Origin of the sequence: Phyllobacterium endophyticum, from assembly GCF_003010935.1 — a bacterium.
GTDB lineage: Bacteria > Pseudomonadota > Alphaproteobacteria > Rhizobiales > Rhizobiaceae > Phyllobacterium > Phyllobacterium endophyticum.
This window is the reverse complement of the sequence record NZ_PGGN01000003.1, coordinates 155,396-173,882: the sequence shown is the minus strand read 5'-3', so window position 1 is coordinate 173,882 and position 18,487 is coordinate 155,396. Positions and strand designations below refer to the sequence as shown.

16 protein-coding genes are annotated in these 18,487 nt (G+C 55.6%); 4 read left to right on the top strand and 12 right to left on the bottom strand.

Features of this window, described 5'->3' with window-relative positions; translation table 11 throughout:
* Positions 1-3 precede the first annotated feature (3 nt).
* Positions 4-885, top strand: a complete 882-nt coding sequence (locus tag CU100_RS15000) for a LysR substrate-binding domain-containing protein (protein WP_106717979.1) — start codon at positions 4-6, stop codon at positions 883-885.
* A gap of 475 nt (positions 886-1,360) precedes the next feature.
* Here the strand turns inward: CU100_RS15000 and CU100_RS26900 are convergent, their stop codons facing one another.
* The 8 genes from CU100_RS26900 to CU100_RS14960 form a co-directional block, all read right to left on the bottom strand.
* A complete protein-coding gene (locus CU100_RS26900) occupies positions 1,361-1,867 on the bottom strand; it encodes an SDR family NAD(P)-dependent oxidoreductase (RefSeq protein WP_407070340.1) in 507 nt (168 codons plus the stop codon).
* 53 nt (positions 1,868-1,920) lie between these two features.
* The gene (locus tag CU100_RS14990; RefSeq protein WP_106717422.1) at positions 1,921-2,916 is read right to left on the bottom strand and encodes a zinc-dependent alcohol dehydrogenase family protein; all 996 of its coding nucleotides are present in this window, start codon (positions 2,914-2,916) and stop codon (positions 1,921-1,923) included.
* A gap of 564 nt (positions 2,917-3,480) precedes the next feature.
* Positions 3,481-4,131 carry a dihydroxyacetone kinase family protein gene (locus CU100_RS14985; RefSeq protein ID WP_106717421.1) on the bottom strand — a complete coding sequence of 217 codons (651 nt, stop codon included), beginning with the start codon at positions 4,129-4,131 and terminating at the stop codon, positions 3,481-3,483.
* Between the two features lie 10 nt (positions 4,132-4,141).
* Positions 4,142-5,143, bottom strand: coding sequence for a dihydroxyacetone kinase subunit DhaK (locus CU100_RS14980; RefSeq protein WP_106717420.1), 1,002 nt, complete (start codon positions 5,141-5,143; stop codon positions 4,142-4,144).
* A 21-nt stretch (positions 5,144-5,164) separates the two neighbouring features.
* Positions 5,165-6,199 carry an ABC transporter permease gene (locus CU100_RS14975; protein WP_106717419.1) on the bottom strand — a complete coding sequence of 345 codons (1,035 nt, stop codon included), beginning with the start codon at positions 6,197-6,199 and terminating at the stop codon, positions 5,165-5,167.
* Positions 6,196-7,743, bottom strand: a complete 1,548-nt coding sequence (locus tag CU100_RS14970; RefSeq protein ID WP_106717418.1) for a sugar ABC transporter ATP-binding protein — start codon at positions 7,741-7,743, stop codon at positions 6,196-6,198. The genes CU100_RS14975 and CU100_RS14970 overlap by 4 nt, the downstream gene beginning before the upstream one ends.
* Before the next feature lie 95 nt (positions 7,744-7,838).
* On the bottom strand, positions 7,839-8,849 hold the full coding sequence (locus tag CU100_RS14965; protein ID WP_106717417.1) for a substrate-binding domain-containing protein: 1,011 nt from the start codon (positions 8,847-8,849) through the stop codon (positions 7,839-7,841).
* Positions 8,850-8,872: 23 nt separating this feature from the next.
* Positions 8,873-9,904 (bottom strand): ABC transporter permease, encoded by a 1,032-nt coding sequence (locus tag CU100_RS14960; protein ID WP_106717416.1) that lies wholly within the window; start codon positions 9,902-9,904, stop codon positions 8,873-8,875.
* Positions 9,905-10,107: 203 nt separating this feature from the next.
* On the opposite strand from CU100_RS14960, the gene CU100_RS14955 reads away from it, so the two are divergent.
* Genes CU100_RS14955 through CU100_RS14945 form a run of 3 tightly spaced genes read left to right on the top strand, consistent with a single transcriptional unit; the run spans position 10,108 to position 13,041 of the window.
* Complete coding sequence (locus tag CU100_RS14955; RefSeq protein WP_245419049.1) at positions 10,108-11,214, top strand: LacI family DNA-binding transcriptional regulator; 1,107 nt, start codon at positions 10,108-10,110, stop codon at positions 11,212-11,214.
* Positions 11,215-11,265: 51 nt separating this feature from the next.
* Positions 11,266-11,928 carry an aspartate/glutamate racemase family protein gene (locus tag CU100_RS14950; protein WP_106717415.1) on the top strand — a complete coding sequence of 221 codons (663 nt, stop codon included), beginning with the start codon at positions 11,266-11,268 and terminating at the stop codon, positions 11,926-11,928.
* Between the two features lie 51 nt (positions 11,929-11,979).
* Positions 11,980-13,041, top strand: coding sequence for an aldo/keto reductase (locus CU100_RS14945; RefSeq protein ID WP_106717414.1), 1,062 nt, complete (start codon positions 11,980-11,982; stop codon positions 13,039-13,041).
* 396 nt (positions 13,042-13,437) lie between these two features.
* On the opposite strand, the gene aldA is transcribed toward CU100_RS14945, so the two are convergent.
* The 4 genes from aldA to CU100_RS14925 are packed head-to-tail and all read right to left on the bottom strand — an operon-like array spanning position 13,438 to position 18,446.
* Complete coding sequence (gene aldA / locus CU100_RS14940; protein WP_106717413.1) at positions 13,438-14,916, bottom strand: aldehyde dehydrogenase; 1,479 nt, start codon at positions 14,914-14,916, stop codon at positions 13,438-13,440.
* 26 nt (positions 14,917-14,942) lie between these two features.
* Positions 14,943-15,983 (bottom strand): 4-hydroxythreonine-4-phosphate dehydrogenase PdxA, encoded by a 1,041-nt coding sequence (gene pdxA, locus CU100_RS14935; protein WP_106717412.1) that lies wholly within the window; start codon positions 15,981-15,983, stop codon positions 14,943-14,945.
* Positions 15,984-15,993: 10 nt separating this feature from the next.
* Positions 15,994-16,977 (bottom strand): ABC transporter permease, encoded by a 984-nt coding sequence (locus tag CU100_RS14930; RefSeq protein WP_106717411.1) that lies wholly within the window; start codon positions 16,975-16,977, stop codon positions 15,994-15,996.
* The gene (locus tag CU100_RS14925) at positions 16,965-18,446 is read right to left on the bottom strand and encodes a sugar ABC transporter ATP-binding protein (RefSeq protein ID WP_106717410.1); all 1,482 of its coding nucleotides are present in this window, start codon (positions 18,444-18,446) and stop codon (positions 16,965-16,967) included. Before CU100_RS14925 ends, CU100_RS14930 begins: the two co-directional genes overlap by 13 nt.
* Positions 18,447-18,487: the final 41 nt, after the last annotated feature.

Here is an 18,487-nt window from a genome sequence, read left to right as displayed (position 1 = left end):
CAAGTGCGTCATCCGGATTTGGAAATCGACCTCCTTCGGGCTTTCATCGCTGTGGCGGAGACCGGTAGCTTTACGCTCGCCGGCGACGCGATTGGCCGTTCCCAATCGGCGGTTTCGCAGAAGGTGCTTCGTCTGGAGGAAATTCTCCAGATGCGGGTATTCGACCGCAGCAGCCGATCGCTCGCCCTCACCCGCGACGGAGAGCGCATGTTAGTTGCCGCTCGCAAGATGCTCGAGTTAAACGACAGCCTGGTCCGGCAATTGACGCAGCCGATAACGACCGGATCGTTGCGGCTCGGAGTGTCGGAGGATTTTGTTCCGGATCAGTTGCCACGGTTGCTTGCCCGTTTCGGCCGCATCTATCCGGGCGTACACCTGGACCTGATGACCGGACTGAGCGGCGACCTGCTGGCGGCATACGATGACGAGAAGTTGGATGCGGTCATCGCCAAGAAGGACGGTCATGGTCAGCGTGGTAGAGTGATTTGGCGCGAGCCACTCGTTTGGATGGCGTCGGCTGATTACCAGTTGGACTTCACCCAACCCGCGAGGCTGGTGATGCTGCGCGCGCCATGTTCATATCGGGACATCATGATTTCGGCGCTCGACGCCGTACGCCGCGAATGGGTCGCCGTATGCACAGCGAGTAGTCTCATGGGTATCCAGGCCGCGGTCGCAGGGGGGCTGGGTGTGACCGTGCTAGCCGGATCCTTTGTTCAGCAAGGCATGCAGATCCTGCGAGCTCCTGATCACTGGCCAGCCCTGCCGATGACGGAGATCGCTGTACTCGGCGAGGATGGAAAAAGTGGTGACATCGTCCGCTCGCTCGTCCAGTTCCTCACTGAAAACCTGACGGGCAAAGGAGGACCATTGATGGCGGCCTGATGTCGAGGTCGGACGACTCCGGCTAAGCGCATCGGACTTTGCTATTTGCTACCTCGAAGGCCTGCTGTTCTCGCAAGCGTTGTCACTGCCGCTCGATGGCCGACGGATGCGCAAGTTATATCTCGACTGCAGAACAAGGTTCAAGCAAGCCATCTGCTTCTATTGCAAAGGCTTAAGGCGGTCGCGGTCCTGATGGCGCTCCCGATTGGCAATGAGCCCATTAAGCGTTAGTTGAGCGCAAAATGAGGACTCCCTGCTTCAGGCGTACGCCAGGCGGCGGACCAACAAGACGAGATCCGCCTCGGACCAGGGAGAGCTGTCCTATTGAGCGATCGACTTCGAGGCGATCAGTTCAAATTGACTTGGGCGTTCGGGGACGTGAAATACTGGATGGGCCCATTGTGGGTCCCGCTGCAGATCCGAAAGCTTTGCAAAGGCAATCACTGGCGCATTTCCTTTTGCTGAGCCCCGTTGGTCAACTCCACTTCAGTCCTAAAACGATGTGGATCTGGTCAGCGGCACCCACTGCTGCAGATTTTGGCGCATGGAATTGAGCTTTGCGGCTATTCGGTCGTAGGCAATCAGACCCGAGCGCCAGGCGCAGAGGGGCACTGCCTGAATGGATCACATCGAAGATCGCTTTTGCCGCCAGTGCAGGATCGCCCGGCTGCTTGCAGCTAAGCTGAACCATCCGGTTGGAAAGTCCGCTTAGGCTTTCATGGTAATCCCCGATGATGCGTTCAGCCCACGGCGAATTTAGTAGCGTTGTAGACACCCCACCGGCAGATGCAGAAAAACCGCCAAGGGAGGAGATATTGACGATGTTTTCCGATCGGCGTCTGCGAATTCCGGGCAAGGCCGCGCGCAATACGTAGAGCGTCCCTTCAAGATTGGTCGAAAACAGCGCATGCGCTTCTCGGGCGTTCACCTCTTCGATGCCGCCGATCAGGCCGTAACCAGCGTTGTTGACCAGTACGTCGATGCGCCCGAGGATTGGAGAAGGCCCAGCCCTATACGAGGGCTGGGCGCCTGCATCTATGGTCGGCCGATATTGACCACGACCTTGCCACGTGCCTTACGGGATGTGATCAGTTCATGAGCATCGCCAACGGTTTCGAGTGTGAACTCGTTCGGATCCAGGCGCGGGATCAACTTTCCTGCTTCCGCCAGCGCCGTGGCTTCCTGCATGATTTCCCCGTGGTGTTCACGCCCTTCCCCAGTAAGGAGAGGCAGCAGCGTAAACACTCCCGAATAGCTGGCCGCCTTGAACGAAAGCGGGGCGAGAGCATGGGTCCCCCAACCCAAAGCGCTCACCACATGTCCAAAGCGCCCAACTGCCTGAAAAGCGGTATCGAGACTCGGTCCTCCAACGGTGTCATAGACGACGTCGAAGCCCTTGCCTCCGGTGTAGACCTGCACATAATCGCCGACGTCTTGCGAATTGAAGTCGATCGGCGTGGCTCCGAGGGGCTGGATGTAATCAGCTTTTGAACCGGAAGCGCCTCCGTAGACAACTGCGCCCCGTGATATGGCAATCTGGATTGCCATATGACCGACGCCACCGCCAGCACCTAGAATCAGGACGCGCTGCCCATGCTGAACGCTTGCACGGTCAACGAGGCCCTCCCACGCAGTGATGAATATCAGCGGCAGTGCCGCAGCCTCACGCATGGACAGGTTGGCAGGTTTAGTTGCCAGCAATCGGGCATCAACGGAAGCATATTCCGCTAAAGACCCCTGATGGCCACCTACACCCCCCGTCATCCCGTAAACTTCGTCACCACTGCGGAAGGCAGTAACGCCCTCACCCACCTCTTGAACTACCCCAGCGAGGTCAATCCCGAGGATCGCAGGAAAAGGATGCCGTGCGTGCGCGGCGGCTCCGGCGCGGATCTTCGTGTCGAGCGGATTGACGCCGCTTGCGGCGATCCTAACCAGGACTTGTCCCGCAGCCGGCACCGGCCTTTCAATCTCAGCGATCCGAAAGGAAGCATCAGCCGTTTCCAGTATGGCAGCTTTCATTGTGGGCATGTTTCATCTCCATTTGGTTGTGATGACGCTAAGGTAGGCATGCAGGTCAGCGTGAAGAACCGACAATAATGATCGGTCTCTATGCGATTTTGCATGAGGCCGGATGCGCAGTCGAAAATCTCCGGACGACCATTCGTATTGAGAGATGGCCGTAGAGGCCAGCTCTCTGGGATGGGCTTGCTGCGCTGGCACCTGCTGCACCATCTCCTCCATGTCAGGCCGGGCGGCGGGAACCTTGTACGCCATGTCTGTCGCGAGCGTTCAGTCTCAGAATTCGACGGATTAACGGTGTTTGCCCGTTGGTGGCCTTGAGAAAAAGCAATAGACGGCTGTCGTTGGCGAGATCGAACTTGGGTCAAGGTTTCGGAAGGCCCGGCAATGGAGCCCCGGTTCTGAGCGCCTCGAGCACGTTAGCTAATGATGGATGACTGGCTCCCCGGCTATCGGCGCTGGCGACTCGCTGAAGGCAAACCCTACAACGGAAATGTGAATGCTATACCTTCTGACGGGACACGAAAGCCTGTGCTCCACCGTGAACAAACCCGCTCAGAAAAATGATCTTCATCACATGGGTGTTTTGCTTGCCACAAAATCTCGCATCGTCTGCAAAATGAGAAAACCGACGGTTGCTCCAGCGTCCTGTAAACCGCGCGTCTTGTCCTGGAAAGCAGCCGCCTTGCCATGCTGAGCGACCATCGACTTGGTATTCTCCAGGGCATGCGCAGCAACGAGTGTTGCAGCGGAAAGTGCATTCACCAGATCTTCTCCGGAAGCTGCTGCAATTTCCAGGGATGCCGCGATAGGATCTAGGACGTCGAGCAAGGTTTTATCTCCAACTTGGGCTTTGCCGCGGTCAGCAACACCGACGGCAAACGCCCTCCAAAACTTGGCGACCTCTTTGGTTCCCAAAACGCTTGCGCGCTCCAGTGCTTTGCTTGCCCGAATGAAGCCTGTGGCTGTCAGGGTTCCCATGGTCGATGGCGCCGTTTTTGCCATGATCACACCGGCTGTCCGCAGTATTTTGGCGATCGTTGCACCTTCCTCCTCCTTTGACACTGCCTCAGAAGCGGCGGCGAAAGCTTTGTTCATGGTGATGCCGAGATCGCTATCACCAACCTTGCCGTCGAGCGCGATCAGAAACTCGCGCTGCTCGGAAAATACCGTCTGCCAGGCGTGAAAAAGGCCGGGAAGATCGCGCGCACTGATTACGTCCATCGCAGGCACCTTACGCTTTGTAATGACTGAAAAACGGAGTGTTAGCAGGGGCACCGATGAGGCGATCTAACTCCTCATCAAGATGCAGGATGGAGATTGAGGCACCGGCCATTTCCATAGCCGTCGCAAACTCACCAATCCAAACATGTTTGGCCTGGACACCGCGCACGCCGAGTAATTGGGAGACTCGCCGGAAAAGAATATAAAGCTCTTCCTTCGGCGTTCCGCCCAGACCATTGACCAGTACGGCCACCTCATCTCTATCGGAGAAGGATTGTTCGGCGAAAACACGTTCCATCATCTCGTCGATGACGCTGTCAGCTGGCGCAAGCTTTTTCCTGCTGATTCCAGGTTCGCCATGAATCCCCATTCCGATTTCCATCTCATCCGGTCCTATGGAGAACGTTGCATGCCCGATCTCCGGAACCACGCAGCTGCTAAGCGCCACGCCGATGGTGCGCGTGCGCAACCGGGCCTTGTCGGCAATTCGCGTTACTTCATCTAACGAGAGCCCTTCCGCAGCCGCTGCGCCTGCTGCTTTGAAGACGAAGAAAATGCCAGCAACGCCACGCCGCTTGTGCTCTTCACCGACAATCGACGACGCAATATCGTCATTTCCAACGACCTGTGTCACCTTAATGCCGTCGAGGTCCGCAAGTTCGGCGGCCATATCGAAATTGATAATATCGCCCGTATAGTTGCCGTAAATATAGACAACTCCAGCACCCTGATCGATATGCTTCGTCACTTCATACATCTGCTCCGCGCTGGGAGACTGGAAAACACCGCCGACCGCAGCGCCATCCAGCATTCCCTCACCCACATAGCCGAGGAAAAGCGGCAGGTGTCCAGACCCTCCGCCGGTCGCCAACCCGACCTTTCCGGTTCTCGGCTTCGCGGTAACCATGCAGCGCCTATCCTCAGCAACGTAAGTCAGTTGCGGATGAGCGCGATAGATGCCGTCCAACATCTCATCGACAAAGTCCTCTGGATCATTGAGAAATTTCTTCATGCTGTCCTCTAGATTGAAAGCTTATTTCATACGCTCGCGCGTGACAAAAAACGCTGCCGCAAGCAAAATGAAGCTTCCGACGACGAGGCGTTGCCACGTGCTGGGAATGCCGATCATGACCAGCACGCTATTGACGACCACAACGAGGAGTACACCAAGTATAGTACCGCTAACGGTGCCGGTGCCGCCTGTAATACGCGCGCCGCCGAGTACCACAGCGGCAATGACGTTGATTTCGGTGCCGACCAGATCGAAGGGATTTGCCTGCCGGTTGGCACAGACATGAATGATCCCAGCCAGACCGGCCAGCGCACCTGCATAGGCAAATAGAAATATATGCACAGTGCGCAAACTGTAGCCCAGTCGCGCGGCAACGTTTGCATTTCCGCCTACGGCGAAGATTGCCCGTCCCATCAAGGTGCGGTTGATGATGAACCAGGTTGCGATCGCCGCGATTGGAAGCACCAGAAAATACATCGGCAGCGTGATCGTCGCCCCATTGGCGGATTCAAACTGTAGCAATGGCAGTCTTCCAAACGCGCCCATTTGTGGCGGCAGCGACATGATCCAGACCGTGCCGATGAAAGACAGGAGTATGCCGCGGAAAAGATATTGAGTTCCGATGGTGACAATCAGCGAAGGCACCTTGAGATTGTGAACCAGCAAGCCATTGATGACGCCAAGCGCAGCTCCGCCGACAACGGAGGTCAGGATGATGACCACCATGGGCAAGCCAGGAAGATGTTTCGAAACCAGGAGCGTCATCGAATACATCGTAAAAGCAGCAATGGCAGTGAACGATACGTCGATACCGCCAGCGGCAAGGATGACGAAGACTCCGAGCGCAAAAAGGCCCGTGACAACGCTGGCCCTGCCAATATCGATCAGTGATGAAGCTTGCAAAAACGCGGGATTGATCAGGGCAACGCCTACGCAGATCATCACCAGCAGCATGAATGTTATAGTTTCGGGCCTGCGGCGAATCAGTCCGCCGATGTGGGAAAGGACACCGCCGTCCTGGCTCTCCTGTAGCCCCTCAAAGGGTGATGAGCTCATTGGACAGTCTCCGTTGTGGAAGCCAGCATGGCCTTGTAAAGCGAATCCTCATCGGTCTTGTCGGCATCGAATTCTGCGATAATCCTTCCTGCGTTCATAACGAGGATACGATCACAATTCTGCAGTAGCTCAGGCAAGTCATCGCTGACGATGAGAAGCCCCATACCGGCTTCAGCGAGCGTTTGTATCGTTCGGTAAATCATATCTTTGGAGCCGACATCCACTCCGACCGTTGGTCCATGTAGAACGAGAAGTTTCGGCGATATGCTAAGCCAGCGCCCGATTAATACGCGTTGTTGATTGCCGCCTGAAAGCGAACCGACCGGCATATCGAGGTTGCTGGTATTGAGCCGCATTTCCTTCGCGAGCTTTGCCGCGATGCGGCGGCCCTCCTGCTTGTCGACGATCCCAAGGGAGTTGCTGAGCCTTTTTACGATCAGAGCAATCTCATTTTCGAAGATCGACTTATCCAGAAACAGACCTTCGGCAAGGCGGTCCTCAGGCACATAACCAATGCCGTTTTCAATTGCGTCGGAGGGACGGCGTATCATTGTCTCGACACCATCGATCAGCATGCTGCCGCTGGTCGAAGGCTTGATTCCGGCAATGGCCATTGCAAGTTCGTTCCTGCCGGAATCGGCCAAACCTGTAATACCGACAATCTCACCTTGTCGAACGCTTAAGCTTATATCTCTAAAGTTTGATGCCTGACCCAGATTATCTGTGCTGAAGAGTTGTGATGCAGCCGGACTTCCAGTCCTGTACCGCCGAGAGTTGATGACCCTCCCTGTCATCAACCCGGCAAGCTCTGTCTTCGTATATTGTGCGATCTCTCCCTGGGCTACGCATTCGCCATCCCTGAAGATAATTGCATGTCCACCGATCCTGTAACATTCATCCAATTTGTGCGTGACAAACAGTACGGCCACATTTTCTGAGCGCAGGCGATTGACTACCTGGATGAGATTATCGACTTCCCGGCGGGTGAGCGATGTCGTGGGCTCATCCATAATCACAAGTTTGGCCCGTGTGGCGATTGCCCTTGCAATGGCTACCAGCTGGCGGGAGGCAAGTGGCAGTTCTGACACAACAGTGCCCATGAACGCCGGAGTCTTGGGCAGGCCTACTGCATCCAGCGCCGAGGCCGCCGTTCGGTTCAATCTCGATTTGTCGAAGAGACGTCCCAAACGGCCGCCACCCTCGACCAGCTGCTCGCTCAGCGCAACGTTTTCGGCCACGGTAAGGTTCGGTAACAAGGATAGATCCTGATAAACCGTCTCTATCCCGGCGCTGAGCGCCTGGATCGGAGACAGGGCACGGAAGGATCGTCCGTCGAGAACGATCTCGCCATCGTCAGGAGACAGCGCTCCCGACATGATCTTAATGACGGTGCTTTTGCCGCAACCGTTTTCCCCGAGAAGATGGTATGCCTCACCGAGATGCAAGGAGAAATTGACCCCACGCAGCGCATGGACACCGCCAAAGCGCTTGTGGATTTGCCGCAATTCAAGAAATCGGCCTTGGCTGTTCGAAGTCTCTAGCACCCGCTAAATCCTTTGTAATCGTGATAGCATAGCCGTCAAAAACAACGTCAGCCGAGAGATGACTAAATCCCCCGGCGAACGCTCGTGCAATCCGCCTAAAACAGACGTTCCTTGTAGGTTGACTTATCCACGAGAACCATACCGTTGCCGACAACCAGCAGGCCGGCTCCCGCACCCTTGGTGACAGTTACCTTGTTATATCCTTCAACACCAAGGTCCATGCCGTCAGTGATCTCCTTGCCATTCACGAGGAGCTTGGCAATCGAATTCATGGCCATGCCTGCGTATTTTGGATCCCAGAAGCCGATAGCTGTGATCGCTCCTGTTTCAAGAAGATCTGCGGAGGGATTTGGGAGACCCGTGCCAACGAGGCATACTTTGCCTGAAAGTCCTGCTTCATCGATTGCGCGGCCCACGCCAAGCACGTCATTGCCAGCTGAGGTCTGGAAGCCTTTTAAATCAGGGTGCTTGCGGAGGATTTCCTTAGCCTTTTCATAGGTGCCATTGGCATCATCGAAGGACTCATTGTTTGAATCGACGAGTTGCATGTCAGGATATTTCTTGGCATTGGCTTCACCGGCACCAACCCACTGCAGGTGCGTGCGGCTACCAAGCGATCCAACAAAGGTCGTCCATTTGCCCTTCTTGCCCATGCATTCGGCGAGCCGTTCGTTCAAAGCAGTGCCGTAGGCATCGTTATTGAATGCCTCGACATCGACGTTTGTATTCACCTGATTGTCGGCTTCGTGCGTAACCACGATCGTGCCCCGTTCCATGGCGCGCTTCAGGGTTCCTTCAAGGACGGCTGGATCCATCGGCACGACGGCCAAGGCCTTGACGCCCTTGGCGACGAGGTCTTGTACAATCTGCAGCTGCTGCGCCGCATCCGCGGTTGCAGGCCCACTCTGGCTCGCAACGACATCGGGATTTTGCTCGGCGAAGGCTTTGACACCCGTTTCCATCCGATCGAACCAGGGGATACCACTGATTTTAACAACGGTCGCAATCACCGGCTTGTCCTGCGCCAAAATTGACCCAACGGAACCGGCGGTTACAAGTGCGGCAACAACGGCTCCCATAAGAACTTTCTTGGATTTCACTCGCATAACTTCCTCCACTATTATTTCCCTCAACTTTCGCGTTTTGATGCGTGAGGGGTACGCATCAAAGCTGCCCGTTGGCGGTTGCCCGGGAACAAAATACCGACCAAGTCGTATCGACCCACGGCCAGGAATGTGAGCAGGAGTGCACCCCAGGCGAAATCGCGGACGAAATTCGACAGCCCGCCAAAATTCAAAACGCTGGACAGCAATTGAAGCGCGACGGCCGCAAGCACCACACATATGACACGGCCATAACCGCCTTCCGGGCGCACACCGGCCATGACTGCGACTAGAATCGCAATGAGGAGATAGGAACTCCCATAATCCCATTTCACGTTGACGTTTCGGGCCGCAATAACCACGCCAGCAAGGCCCGAGAGTGTACCGCTTAGCGCGTAGGTCGTGATGATGACGCGACTTTTGGGAAAGCCGGCATAGAGTGCGGCCTTCGGATTCGTACCCGTTAGCATGAGCCAAAACCCGTAGGGCGTGTACTTCAGCAGACCAGCCATGAGCACCGCCGCGGCGGCAAAGATCAGAAATCCGATTGGAATTTGAAACAACAAACCGTTTCCGATGCTGGAAAGCGGCTCGGGGCTTCCCACCGACACGGCTTTGCCATCGGACACGACAACAGCGAGCCCTGTGAAGGCCATCTGCGTGCCGAGCGTGCAAAGTATCGGTGTAATATTCAGGCGGGCGATAAGCAGACCATTCATCAATCCACCGAGAAATCCGATGGCGATGGCCACTGCAATATAGGCAAAGGTAAAAGCGGCAGGATGCTCAGTGCCAGACACGACGCTTGTGACCAACACTGCCGAAAGAACACCCGACAGGTTAGCCAGCGCAATACCGGAGAGGTCCATGCCGCCGTTGCCGGCACACATGGCGAGCATCACCCCGATAGCAAGAAGACCTATTTCCGGAACCTGGCTCGCCATCGATTGCAGATTGAAAATCGATAGAAACGAACCGCCGGATATGGCTGCTCCCACGAGAAGAACCAGGCAATTGATGGCAACAAGCACGATAAGCTGCCCACCGGTTTTACGCATGGTCTCCCTCCCATGTTTAGTAAACTAAAGCGGCATTCACTAAATCGATAGCAAAGCCGCCTTGCTTATGCAAGCGCGATTTTGGTTTCAATTCGATTGCGAAGCCTGTTCGTTTCCCCTACCTTCGCGCCGAATTGCAAAAGTTGTTTACTAAACGAAAGCGCCACTTGCGCGCGACCTCAATTCAGATCAAAACGGCAATCATGGCACCTTTGACGGAAAAGAAAGCTCTCACGATCCGCCACATTGCGGATGCCGCAGGCGTCTCGCCGGCAACCGTATCGTTGGTGCTCAATGGCAAAGGCGAAATCTCCGGCACCACGCGCGCACGAGTGCTCGAAGCGGTTGCAAGCTTGAACTACGTCCCTCGCGTCGCAAAGAGCCGTTCAGAGGCAAGCGAGACGCTTCGCTTTCTAAAAATCGCAAAACATGGCCATACGGTAAACCGCGATCACAGCCATTTCATTTCTGATTATATCGACGGCATGTCTCTCGAAGCCACGCGCCGCGGATACACGCTGGAGGTTGTCAGCCATGAAGGCCAATCCATAAATGCGATTGCAGAATCACTTGCCGGAGCGCCAGTCAGAGGTGTGATCGCGCTCGGGACTGAGCTGTCGGAATCGGACGTCAGAATCATCCAAGGTCTCGGCATTCCAACCGTATTCATCGATACTTTCTACGATGTGGTCGAGGCAAATTTCGTCAACATGAACAATGAGGATGCCGTCTATAAGGTTCTCGCAAGGTTCAAGAGCCAAGGTTTCGAACGCATCGGATTTGTTGCAAGCCACGTTGACACGACCAACTTTCGATTAAGGCAGGAAGCCTTTTTCAAAAACATGTCGCGCTTGGGACTCAAGGTAACTGAGTCCGATGTTATCTCAGTCGAGTCGACCTATGACGGCGCCCACAGCGATGCACTTTCCTTGCTGCGAGCGGCGGGTAAAGACCTTGCAGAATGCTACTTCTGCACCAACGACATTATTGCCCATGGTTTCATCAAGGCATTGAAGGAACTTGCTGTTGCCATTCCCGATGATGTTTCGATAATCGGCTTCGATAATCTTCCCTTAAGTTCCACTATGGAACCTTCCCTGACGACAATCGACGTTTCAAAACGCAAGATCGGAAATCTGGCCGTGACCGTGCTGGATGATTTGATCAATGCTTCTGAAATCCAGCCTCCAGTGAAAATACTTGTAGGTGCTGAGCTTATCGCTCGCTCCAGTGACGAGGGGAAAGGACGGCAAAAGCGCCGGAAATTTTCCGGGAACAGGGACGAGAACCGCCAGCTTCCCGTCGATTGACCGACGGATTTGTGGTTCATCCGATGATTCAAGGTAAGGAGGCCTGCACCAATGCCATCTATTGCTTTCATTCATACGGTTCCCGCGTTGATAGAAACTTTCAAGCCGCTGGTTGAACGTGGTCTGCCCGATTGGGATAGGTTCAATATTGCCGACGAAAGTCTCCTGCAGCATACCATCCGGGATGGTGCGCTTTCAAAGAATACAATGCGCCGACTGGGGCTGTATGTTTTCTCCGCAATCGATGCTGGCGCGGATGCAATCGTCGTGACCTGTTCCTCGCTCGGCGAGGCAGTTGACTCCATCCGCCCTTTTTCTACCGTCCCGCTTTTTCGCATAGACAGCGGCATGGCATTAGCTGCAGTAGAGGCCGCTACACGCATCGGGGTCCTTGCAACGTTACCCACAACATTGGGCCCGACCTCCCGACTCATCGAGAAAACCGCTACCGATCTGAACAAAAACTGCACGGTTGTGGAAAGGCTATGCTCAGGTGCCTTTGCGCGTCTGCAGCACGGCGACCGCCCTGGCCATGACGAATTGATCGTTGCCGGCGTTCAGGACCTTGCCGCATCGGTCGAGATCATCGTTCTCGCGCAAGCGTCAATGGCAAACGCTTTGTCATCTCTCCCAGAATCCAAAAAAAGCGTTGCGGTCCTGACCAGTCCGCAACTTGGCATGGCTTACGTCGCCAAACAGCTTTCACTTACCTAACCGCCGACACACGGCCTACCGTTCGTATCGTCAAACTATTGGGATTGAAGAATGCAATATAGAACCCTTGGCCGTTCCGGCCTAAAAATTTCGGCTCTCACCATGGGCACCTTTTCCTTTGGGGGAGCCGGAGACTTTGCGATGGTTGCAAAGCAAGGCGTCAAGGATGCTCGACGTCTCGTCGATGTGTGTATCGAAGGCGGCATCAACGTTTTTGATACGTCAAATATGTATTCGCTTGGTCGGTCCGAAGAAATCCTTGGGGAAGTATTGGAGGGTAAGCGCGATGAGGTGCTTATCTCATCGAAAGCCCGCATGCGCATCGGCGACGGTCCAAATGACGAAGGCGTATCTCGCTATCATCTCATCCGCGAATGCGAGCGCAGTCTCAAGCGCTTGCGAACCGATCGTATCGATATTTACTTTATGCATGAATGGGACGGGCTTACGCCGCTCGAAGAGATGCTCGCTGCTCTCGATACGCTGACCAAGCATGGGAAAATTCGCTACATCGGCTGCTCTAATTATTCCGGTTGGCATATTATGAAAGCGCTCGCGGTTTCCGATTCGAAAAACTATCCACGCTTTGTCACTCAGCAGATCCATTACACCCTTGAAGCCCGGGAAGCAGAATATGAACTGCTGCCGATTTCGGTCGATCAGGGGTTAGGTATCATGGTGTGGAGCCCGCTTGCTGCGGGACTGCTTTCGGGCGCATTCGGGCGCGATCGAGCGCCAGCATCCTCGCGCCAGGCGGCAGGGTGGAGCGAGCCTCCGATACGCGACAAGGAGCGCTTGTGGAACATCGTGGACACACTCACTGAAATTGCAGACTCACGTGGGATTTCCGCCGCACAAGTGGCGCTTGCCTGGACCCTTACCCGACCCAGCGTTGCGTCGCTGGTTGTCGGGGGGCTGAATGAGCAGCATTTTAAAGACAACATTGCGGCGGTTAGCCTCGAACTGAGCGGCGAGGAACTTGAACGTCTTAACCAAGTCAGCCGTGTGCCGTACATCTATCCTTATTGGCATCAGCACAATTTCGCCAAGGAACGCTTCTCCGACGGCGATTGGGCGCTGCACGCGAGCTATGAGGATCTCGGCAAGCAATAATGTTGATTACCTGACAACCCGATTTCCCCTTGTTCTTCCGGCTGCAGGCTGTTTTTAACGGCTAGCCTTGGATGCGAATCGTCAGATCTTGCGGAGACCGGGCGCGCACCGCAAGCGCTTGGACGACAGCGGCTTCATTGCTGATTGAGAGCGCGACGGGAAGCGTCAGCGTGAGCGGAGTGTCGCCGTTAGATCTCCGCAGCAAACGGCGCCTGCGGGAAAGTACATCTCCAGGCAGTGTTCAATCAAGAACTCTATGAGAAATGCCGGTATTCTTGCCGAGAAGCCCTCTCCCCAGTTCAGAGTTGGCGCCTAAAAGTCAACGGTGAACAGCTCGACTTGGGGCGTCCTATCGGAGAGGTGGCGAGCCGCCAGAAACGCCACCTCGGAAGTCATTTAAGCATATGGCATCAGTGCAACGGGCGATGTCCCAGAGTAATTGGCGTAAACCGTCTTCTTGCGCATAAATGCCTCCAGCCCGTGGCTGCCGTCATCGCCGCCCAGCCCACTGCTGCGGTAGCCGGTATGGAAACCCTGTAAGGCTTCCGGACCAACGCGATTGATGTAGAGCTCCCCGAAATTAACCTCGTTTACTGCACGCATGATCTTAGAAAAATCGTTGGTGAAAAGATAGGCTGAAAGTCCGAAACGACTGTCATTGGCGACGGATAAGGCTTCATCGAAGTCGGCGACCTTCATGATCGGAACGATAGGGCCGAAGATTTCATCCTGCATTATAGACATGCTCGAGTTCACACCCGTGAGCACGGTTGGCGTCAGCCAAAAACCGCCTTCGACTGGAGGCCTGTCCGGTCTGCCCCCCCGCAGAACAGCCTCCGCGCCGGCGCCGATTGCCTTGTCGATCATCTGCTCCACCTTCTCGAGTTCGCGAAGCGAGACCTTTGGCCCCAGATCGGTCGCCTCCGATAGAGGGTCTCCGAGACGCAGCTTTTGGCTAGCAGCCACGAATTTTTCCAGAAACTGATCATAAACGCGTTCATGCACCAAGGTTCGTTCGTTGCAAATGCAAACCTGGCCGCAATTCATATAACGCGATGTCACTGCCGAGCGCACTGCGTAATCGATGTCACAATCGTCCATAACGATGAATGGCGCCTTCCCACCCAATTCAAGCGATACCGGCACCAAATTGGCCGCAGCGTTCGCCATTATGCGTTTGCCGGTCGGCACGCTGCCCGTCATGGTGACCAAATCGATATCCGGGTGCGAAGTAAGAACTTCGCCGATCTCGCCACCGCTCCCGGTGATGATATTGATCACACCAGCGGGTACACCGGCCTTTTCGAAAAGTTTCGCCATGAAGAGTGCCGAAAGTGGTGTTTCCTCATGAGGTTTAAGGACGATTGTATTGCCGGCGATCATCGATGGCGCAACTTTTCGGCTGACCAGCGCTGCCGGATAGTTCCACGGAATGATCGCTGCGACGACGCCCATGGGAACGCGCTGGATCCATATCTGCTCGCCCGGCGCATCCGAAGGCAGAATTTCTCCTTGGATGCGGCGGGCGAATTCCGCGTAGTAGGTAAAGAAACCCGCCGCTCCCCCGATTTCTCCGCGTGCCTCGGTGATCGGTTTCCCCTGTTCCTGAACCACGATACGCGCGAGTTCGTCGGCATTTTCGGTAACAAGGGCGGCGATCCTGTGCATGATCGCCCCGCGCTCGAGCGGCGACATCGCAGCCCATGCGGGCTGAGCCTTACGAGCGGCAGCAACGGCCGCGCTCGCCTGTTCTCGGCTTGCTTCCGACACCACGGCCAAAACCTTGCCAGTTGTGGGATTGATGACCTCCCGTGTGCCACCAAGTCCGCTTTCCCATTTGCCGTTGATCAGCATGAGGTTATTTTCATTCAACATTGGAACTACTCCTTCAAGAATGGGTGCTAAAGCGTAGTCTGTCTGTCCGACTGGTCGGCCAGTTTCAACGCGTAATCAATCGCCTCGAGGAGGCTGCTTGCCTGGGCTATCCCCTTGCCCGCAATGTCGAAAGCCGTGCCGTGATCAACCGATGTGCGGATAATAGGCAGCCCAAGCGTGACGTTAACGCCGCTGAGTGCATTCCATTCTCCGGTCGCCTTGTCGATGCTGAAACCCAGCAACTTCACCGGGATGTGACCTTGATCGTGGTACATTGCAACGACTGCATCATAGTGGCCTGCTCTTAGTTTCACGAAGATGGTGTCGCCGGGGATCGGGCCCTCGATATTCATGTTTCGGCTCTGGTAGTCCTTCACCAAAACAGAAGTTACGTCGATATCGTGGCGGCCGAAGATACCGCCCTCGCCGGCGTGCGGATTGAGGGCAGCAATCGCAATGCGGGGCGACGCGATGCCGAGGCCGAGCAGTGTTTGATAGGTGAGATCCACGACGCGGCCGATGCGCTGAGCGGTGGCTTTTCTGGGAACATCCTCGAGCGCGCAGTGCGTAGAGACGTGACTGACACGAAAGCTATCATGCGCGAGCATCATAACACTGTCACTCACGCCAGTAAGAGTGGCCAACATCTCCGTATGGCCGGCATAGTCGTAGCCTGCGAGATGCAGCGCCTCCTTGTTGAGAGGCGCGGTCACGAGCGCCGCGATAGTGCCCGCTTGTGCCTGTCTTACAGCAATCTCGACGGCTTCAAACGCCTGGCGACCGCTCTCGGCCGACACCGTTCCGATCTTGATAGATTCAGTTGGGCGGGACGTCGGGAGGATGGCGGCTGACGGCGCGTCCTGCAGAGTTTGCAGATCGGTAATAGGAGGGACCCGCAAGCCGAGCCTCTCACCGGTCATTTGCAAAGTTGCCACGTCGCCGACGATCAACAAGCGAAATTCTCTGGCAGAAAGACGTTTCTCCAGCGCCTGAACGGCCTTCAGCGCTATCTCAGGCCCGATGCCAGCCGGGTCGCCAAGGGTGACCGCTATGGTCTTGATATGCATTGCAATACTCTCATTTGATGATTAGGATTTTGGTTCGATCAATTGTCAGGAATACCGCCCCAATCAGAACCGCGCCTTTGATGATGTTCTGCATGTAGGGATCCATGCCGATCATGTTCATGCCATTTGACAGGATGGCAATGATCATTACCCCGAGCAGCGTGCCGCGCATCTGGCCGATGCCTCCGGTCAAGGGTGTGCCGCCAACAACAACCGCCGCGATCACGTCGAGCTCAAGTCCCTGCGCAAGCTGGGCGGTCGCGGCCATAGTACGTGCACTCTGCAGTAGGCCAGCGAGCCCACAGAGGCTTCCGCATAGCACGAAGACGCCTAGCTTGACACGATTAACGGGAATGCCGCTCAGAAGCGCGACCCGTTCGCCCCCGCCAACCGCACGTACCTCTCTGCCGAAAACAGTGTGATTAAACACAACGGCTGCCATAAGCAATGCGACAGCAGCGATCACAACCGAGTTTGGAATGCCCCACGTCCTCGTCGCATAGGCATGAAGAAAGCCGGGATCTGAAATTGAGACAGGCGCTCCCTTTGTGAAGAGCAGCACGATGCCGCGATAGATGACGAGGGTACCGAGGGTCACGATGAAGGAAGGTATTTTGCCGTAGGCGAAAAGGACACCGTTGAGAAGGCCGCAGACGAAACCTACAGCAAGAGCTGGAATAATTGCATAGGCTCCCATGTGAGCCGACGCAGCGGCAGCAGCAAGGGCACTCAAGGCTACGGTCGAACCAACGGAGAGGTCGATCGATCCGTTGACGACGACGAAAGTCATCGCCAGCGCGGCGACGAGCAGCACAGTGCTCTGCTGGAGAATGATCAAGCCGTTGTTCACGCTTATGAAGCGATCGGAAAGCAGTGCGAACACAATGCACAGAGACGCTAGCAACAGAATGGGGAAGAAACCTGCCAGTCGACCAACAAGCCGGCGATTTGGCGTTGTGTCCACCGGCGCTTTCATTTGAACTACATCATCCATTTCACCACCTCCTCCTCAGAGGGCCGGGCACCGGGTTCGAATGTCTTCGAGATCGCGCCGCGTCTTGTCACAATTATCTGGTCCGCCATCCCTATCAGTTCGGATAAGTCCTCAGTGACCATGAGGATCGTCATGCCCTGATCAGCCAGTTCCCGGATGAGCCGATATATTTCCGCTTTGGCGCCGACGTCGACACCGCGCGTCGGATTGTTCAGCAACAGCATTTTTGGCTGGGTTGCCAGGCACTTGCCAAGAACCACTTTCTGCATGTTTCCACCGCTCAACGAGGACGTGGCTGCACTGAGGTTGGAAATCTTGATTCTCAGCCTGTCGACCATGTCCTGGGCTATTGCCTTGCCGGTGGATCGGTCGTTCAGTCCCCAAGCATGATTTGGACGCACCGCGAGGGTCAAATTTTCCGCAATCGCAAATTCCGGAATCAGACCCTCGCCAGCCCGGTCGCCAGGAACGTAGGCGATGCCATTCCTCCAGGCCGCACGCGGATTGGCCGGCCGATATTCGGCACCAAGGAAGGACATGTTTCCCGCCATGATCCCTTCGGTTCCCATGACGAGTTGTAGCAATGCATCGCCCCCGGATCCTTTGAGGCCACCAATGCCGAGAATAGCGCCTTCCGGTACTTCGAAGGTAAAAGGGCCGGCTCCGGAGGCCGCGCTGATCTCCCTTGCTGCGAAACTCGGCTTACCCGCCGGGATGATTTTTCGGGCGACAGGAAACAATCCCCCCGCAAGGTCGCGGCCAACCATCAGTTCATGCAGATGACTTTCAGTCATCTCTTCGGCCGGAAACGAACCAACGAGTGCTCCGTCCTTCAGAACTATAAGCCGGTCCGAAATCTCAAAAACTTCATTGAGATGGTGGGATACGAAAGCAACGCCCAGATCCTGAGCACGCAGGTTCCATATTACCTTCAGCAGCCGCCGCGCTTCCTGGTTGTTCAGGAAGGCTGTGGACTCGTCAAAGAAGATGAATTGCGGGTTGGCTGCCAAAGCTCTGGCAACTTCTATTGTTTTCAACTTTCCAAGATCAAGCGTTGTAACATCATCGCTCACCGATATTCCAGCTTCAAGTCGATCCAGAATCTCCTGCGCGTCGCGATGTAGTCGGCTCCAATTTACGAAACCAAACTTGCGGTAGTCCCTCAGTCGTCCAAGCATGACGTTCTCGGCGATGGAAAGCGACTTGTTGACGTTCAGTTCCTGAAAAACCAGCGCCACTCCTTGCCGCTCGGCGTCGATGAGACTTGTCGGCGCGTAGATCTTGCCGTCCATGACGGCCCGGCCCTCGTCCCAGGGGAAAACCGCCGCAAGCATTTTTAGAAGCGTGGATTTGCCGGCGCCGTTTTCACCAACGAGCGACACGACCTCTCCGCGATTGAACTCGACTGAAACCGAGCGCAAAGCCTGGGACGCTCCAAATTTTTTGGAAATGTCGGTTGCCCTCAGCATGTAATACCTTTCGACCGGCGCACTGGCAATCGGCAGGGCGG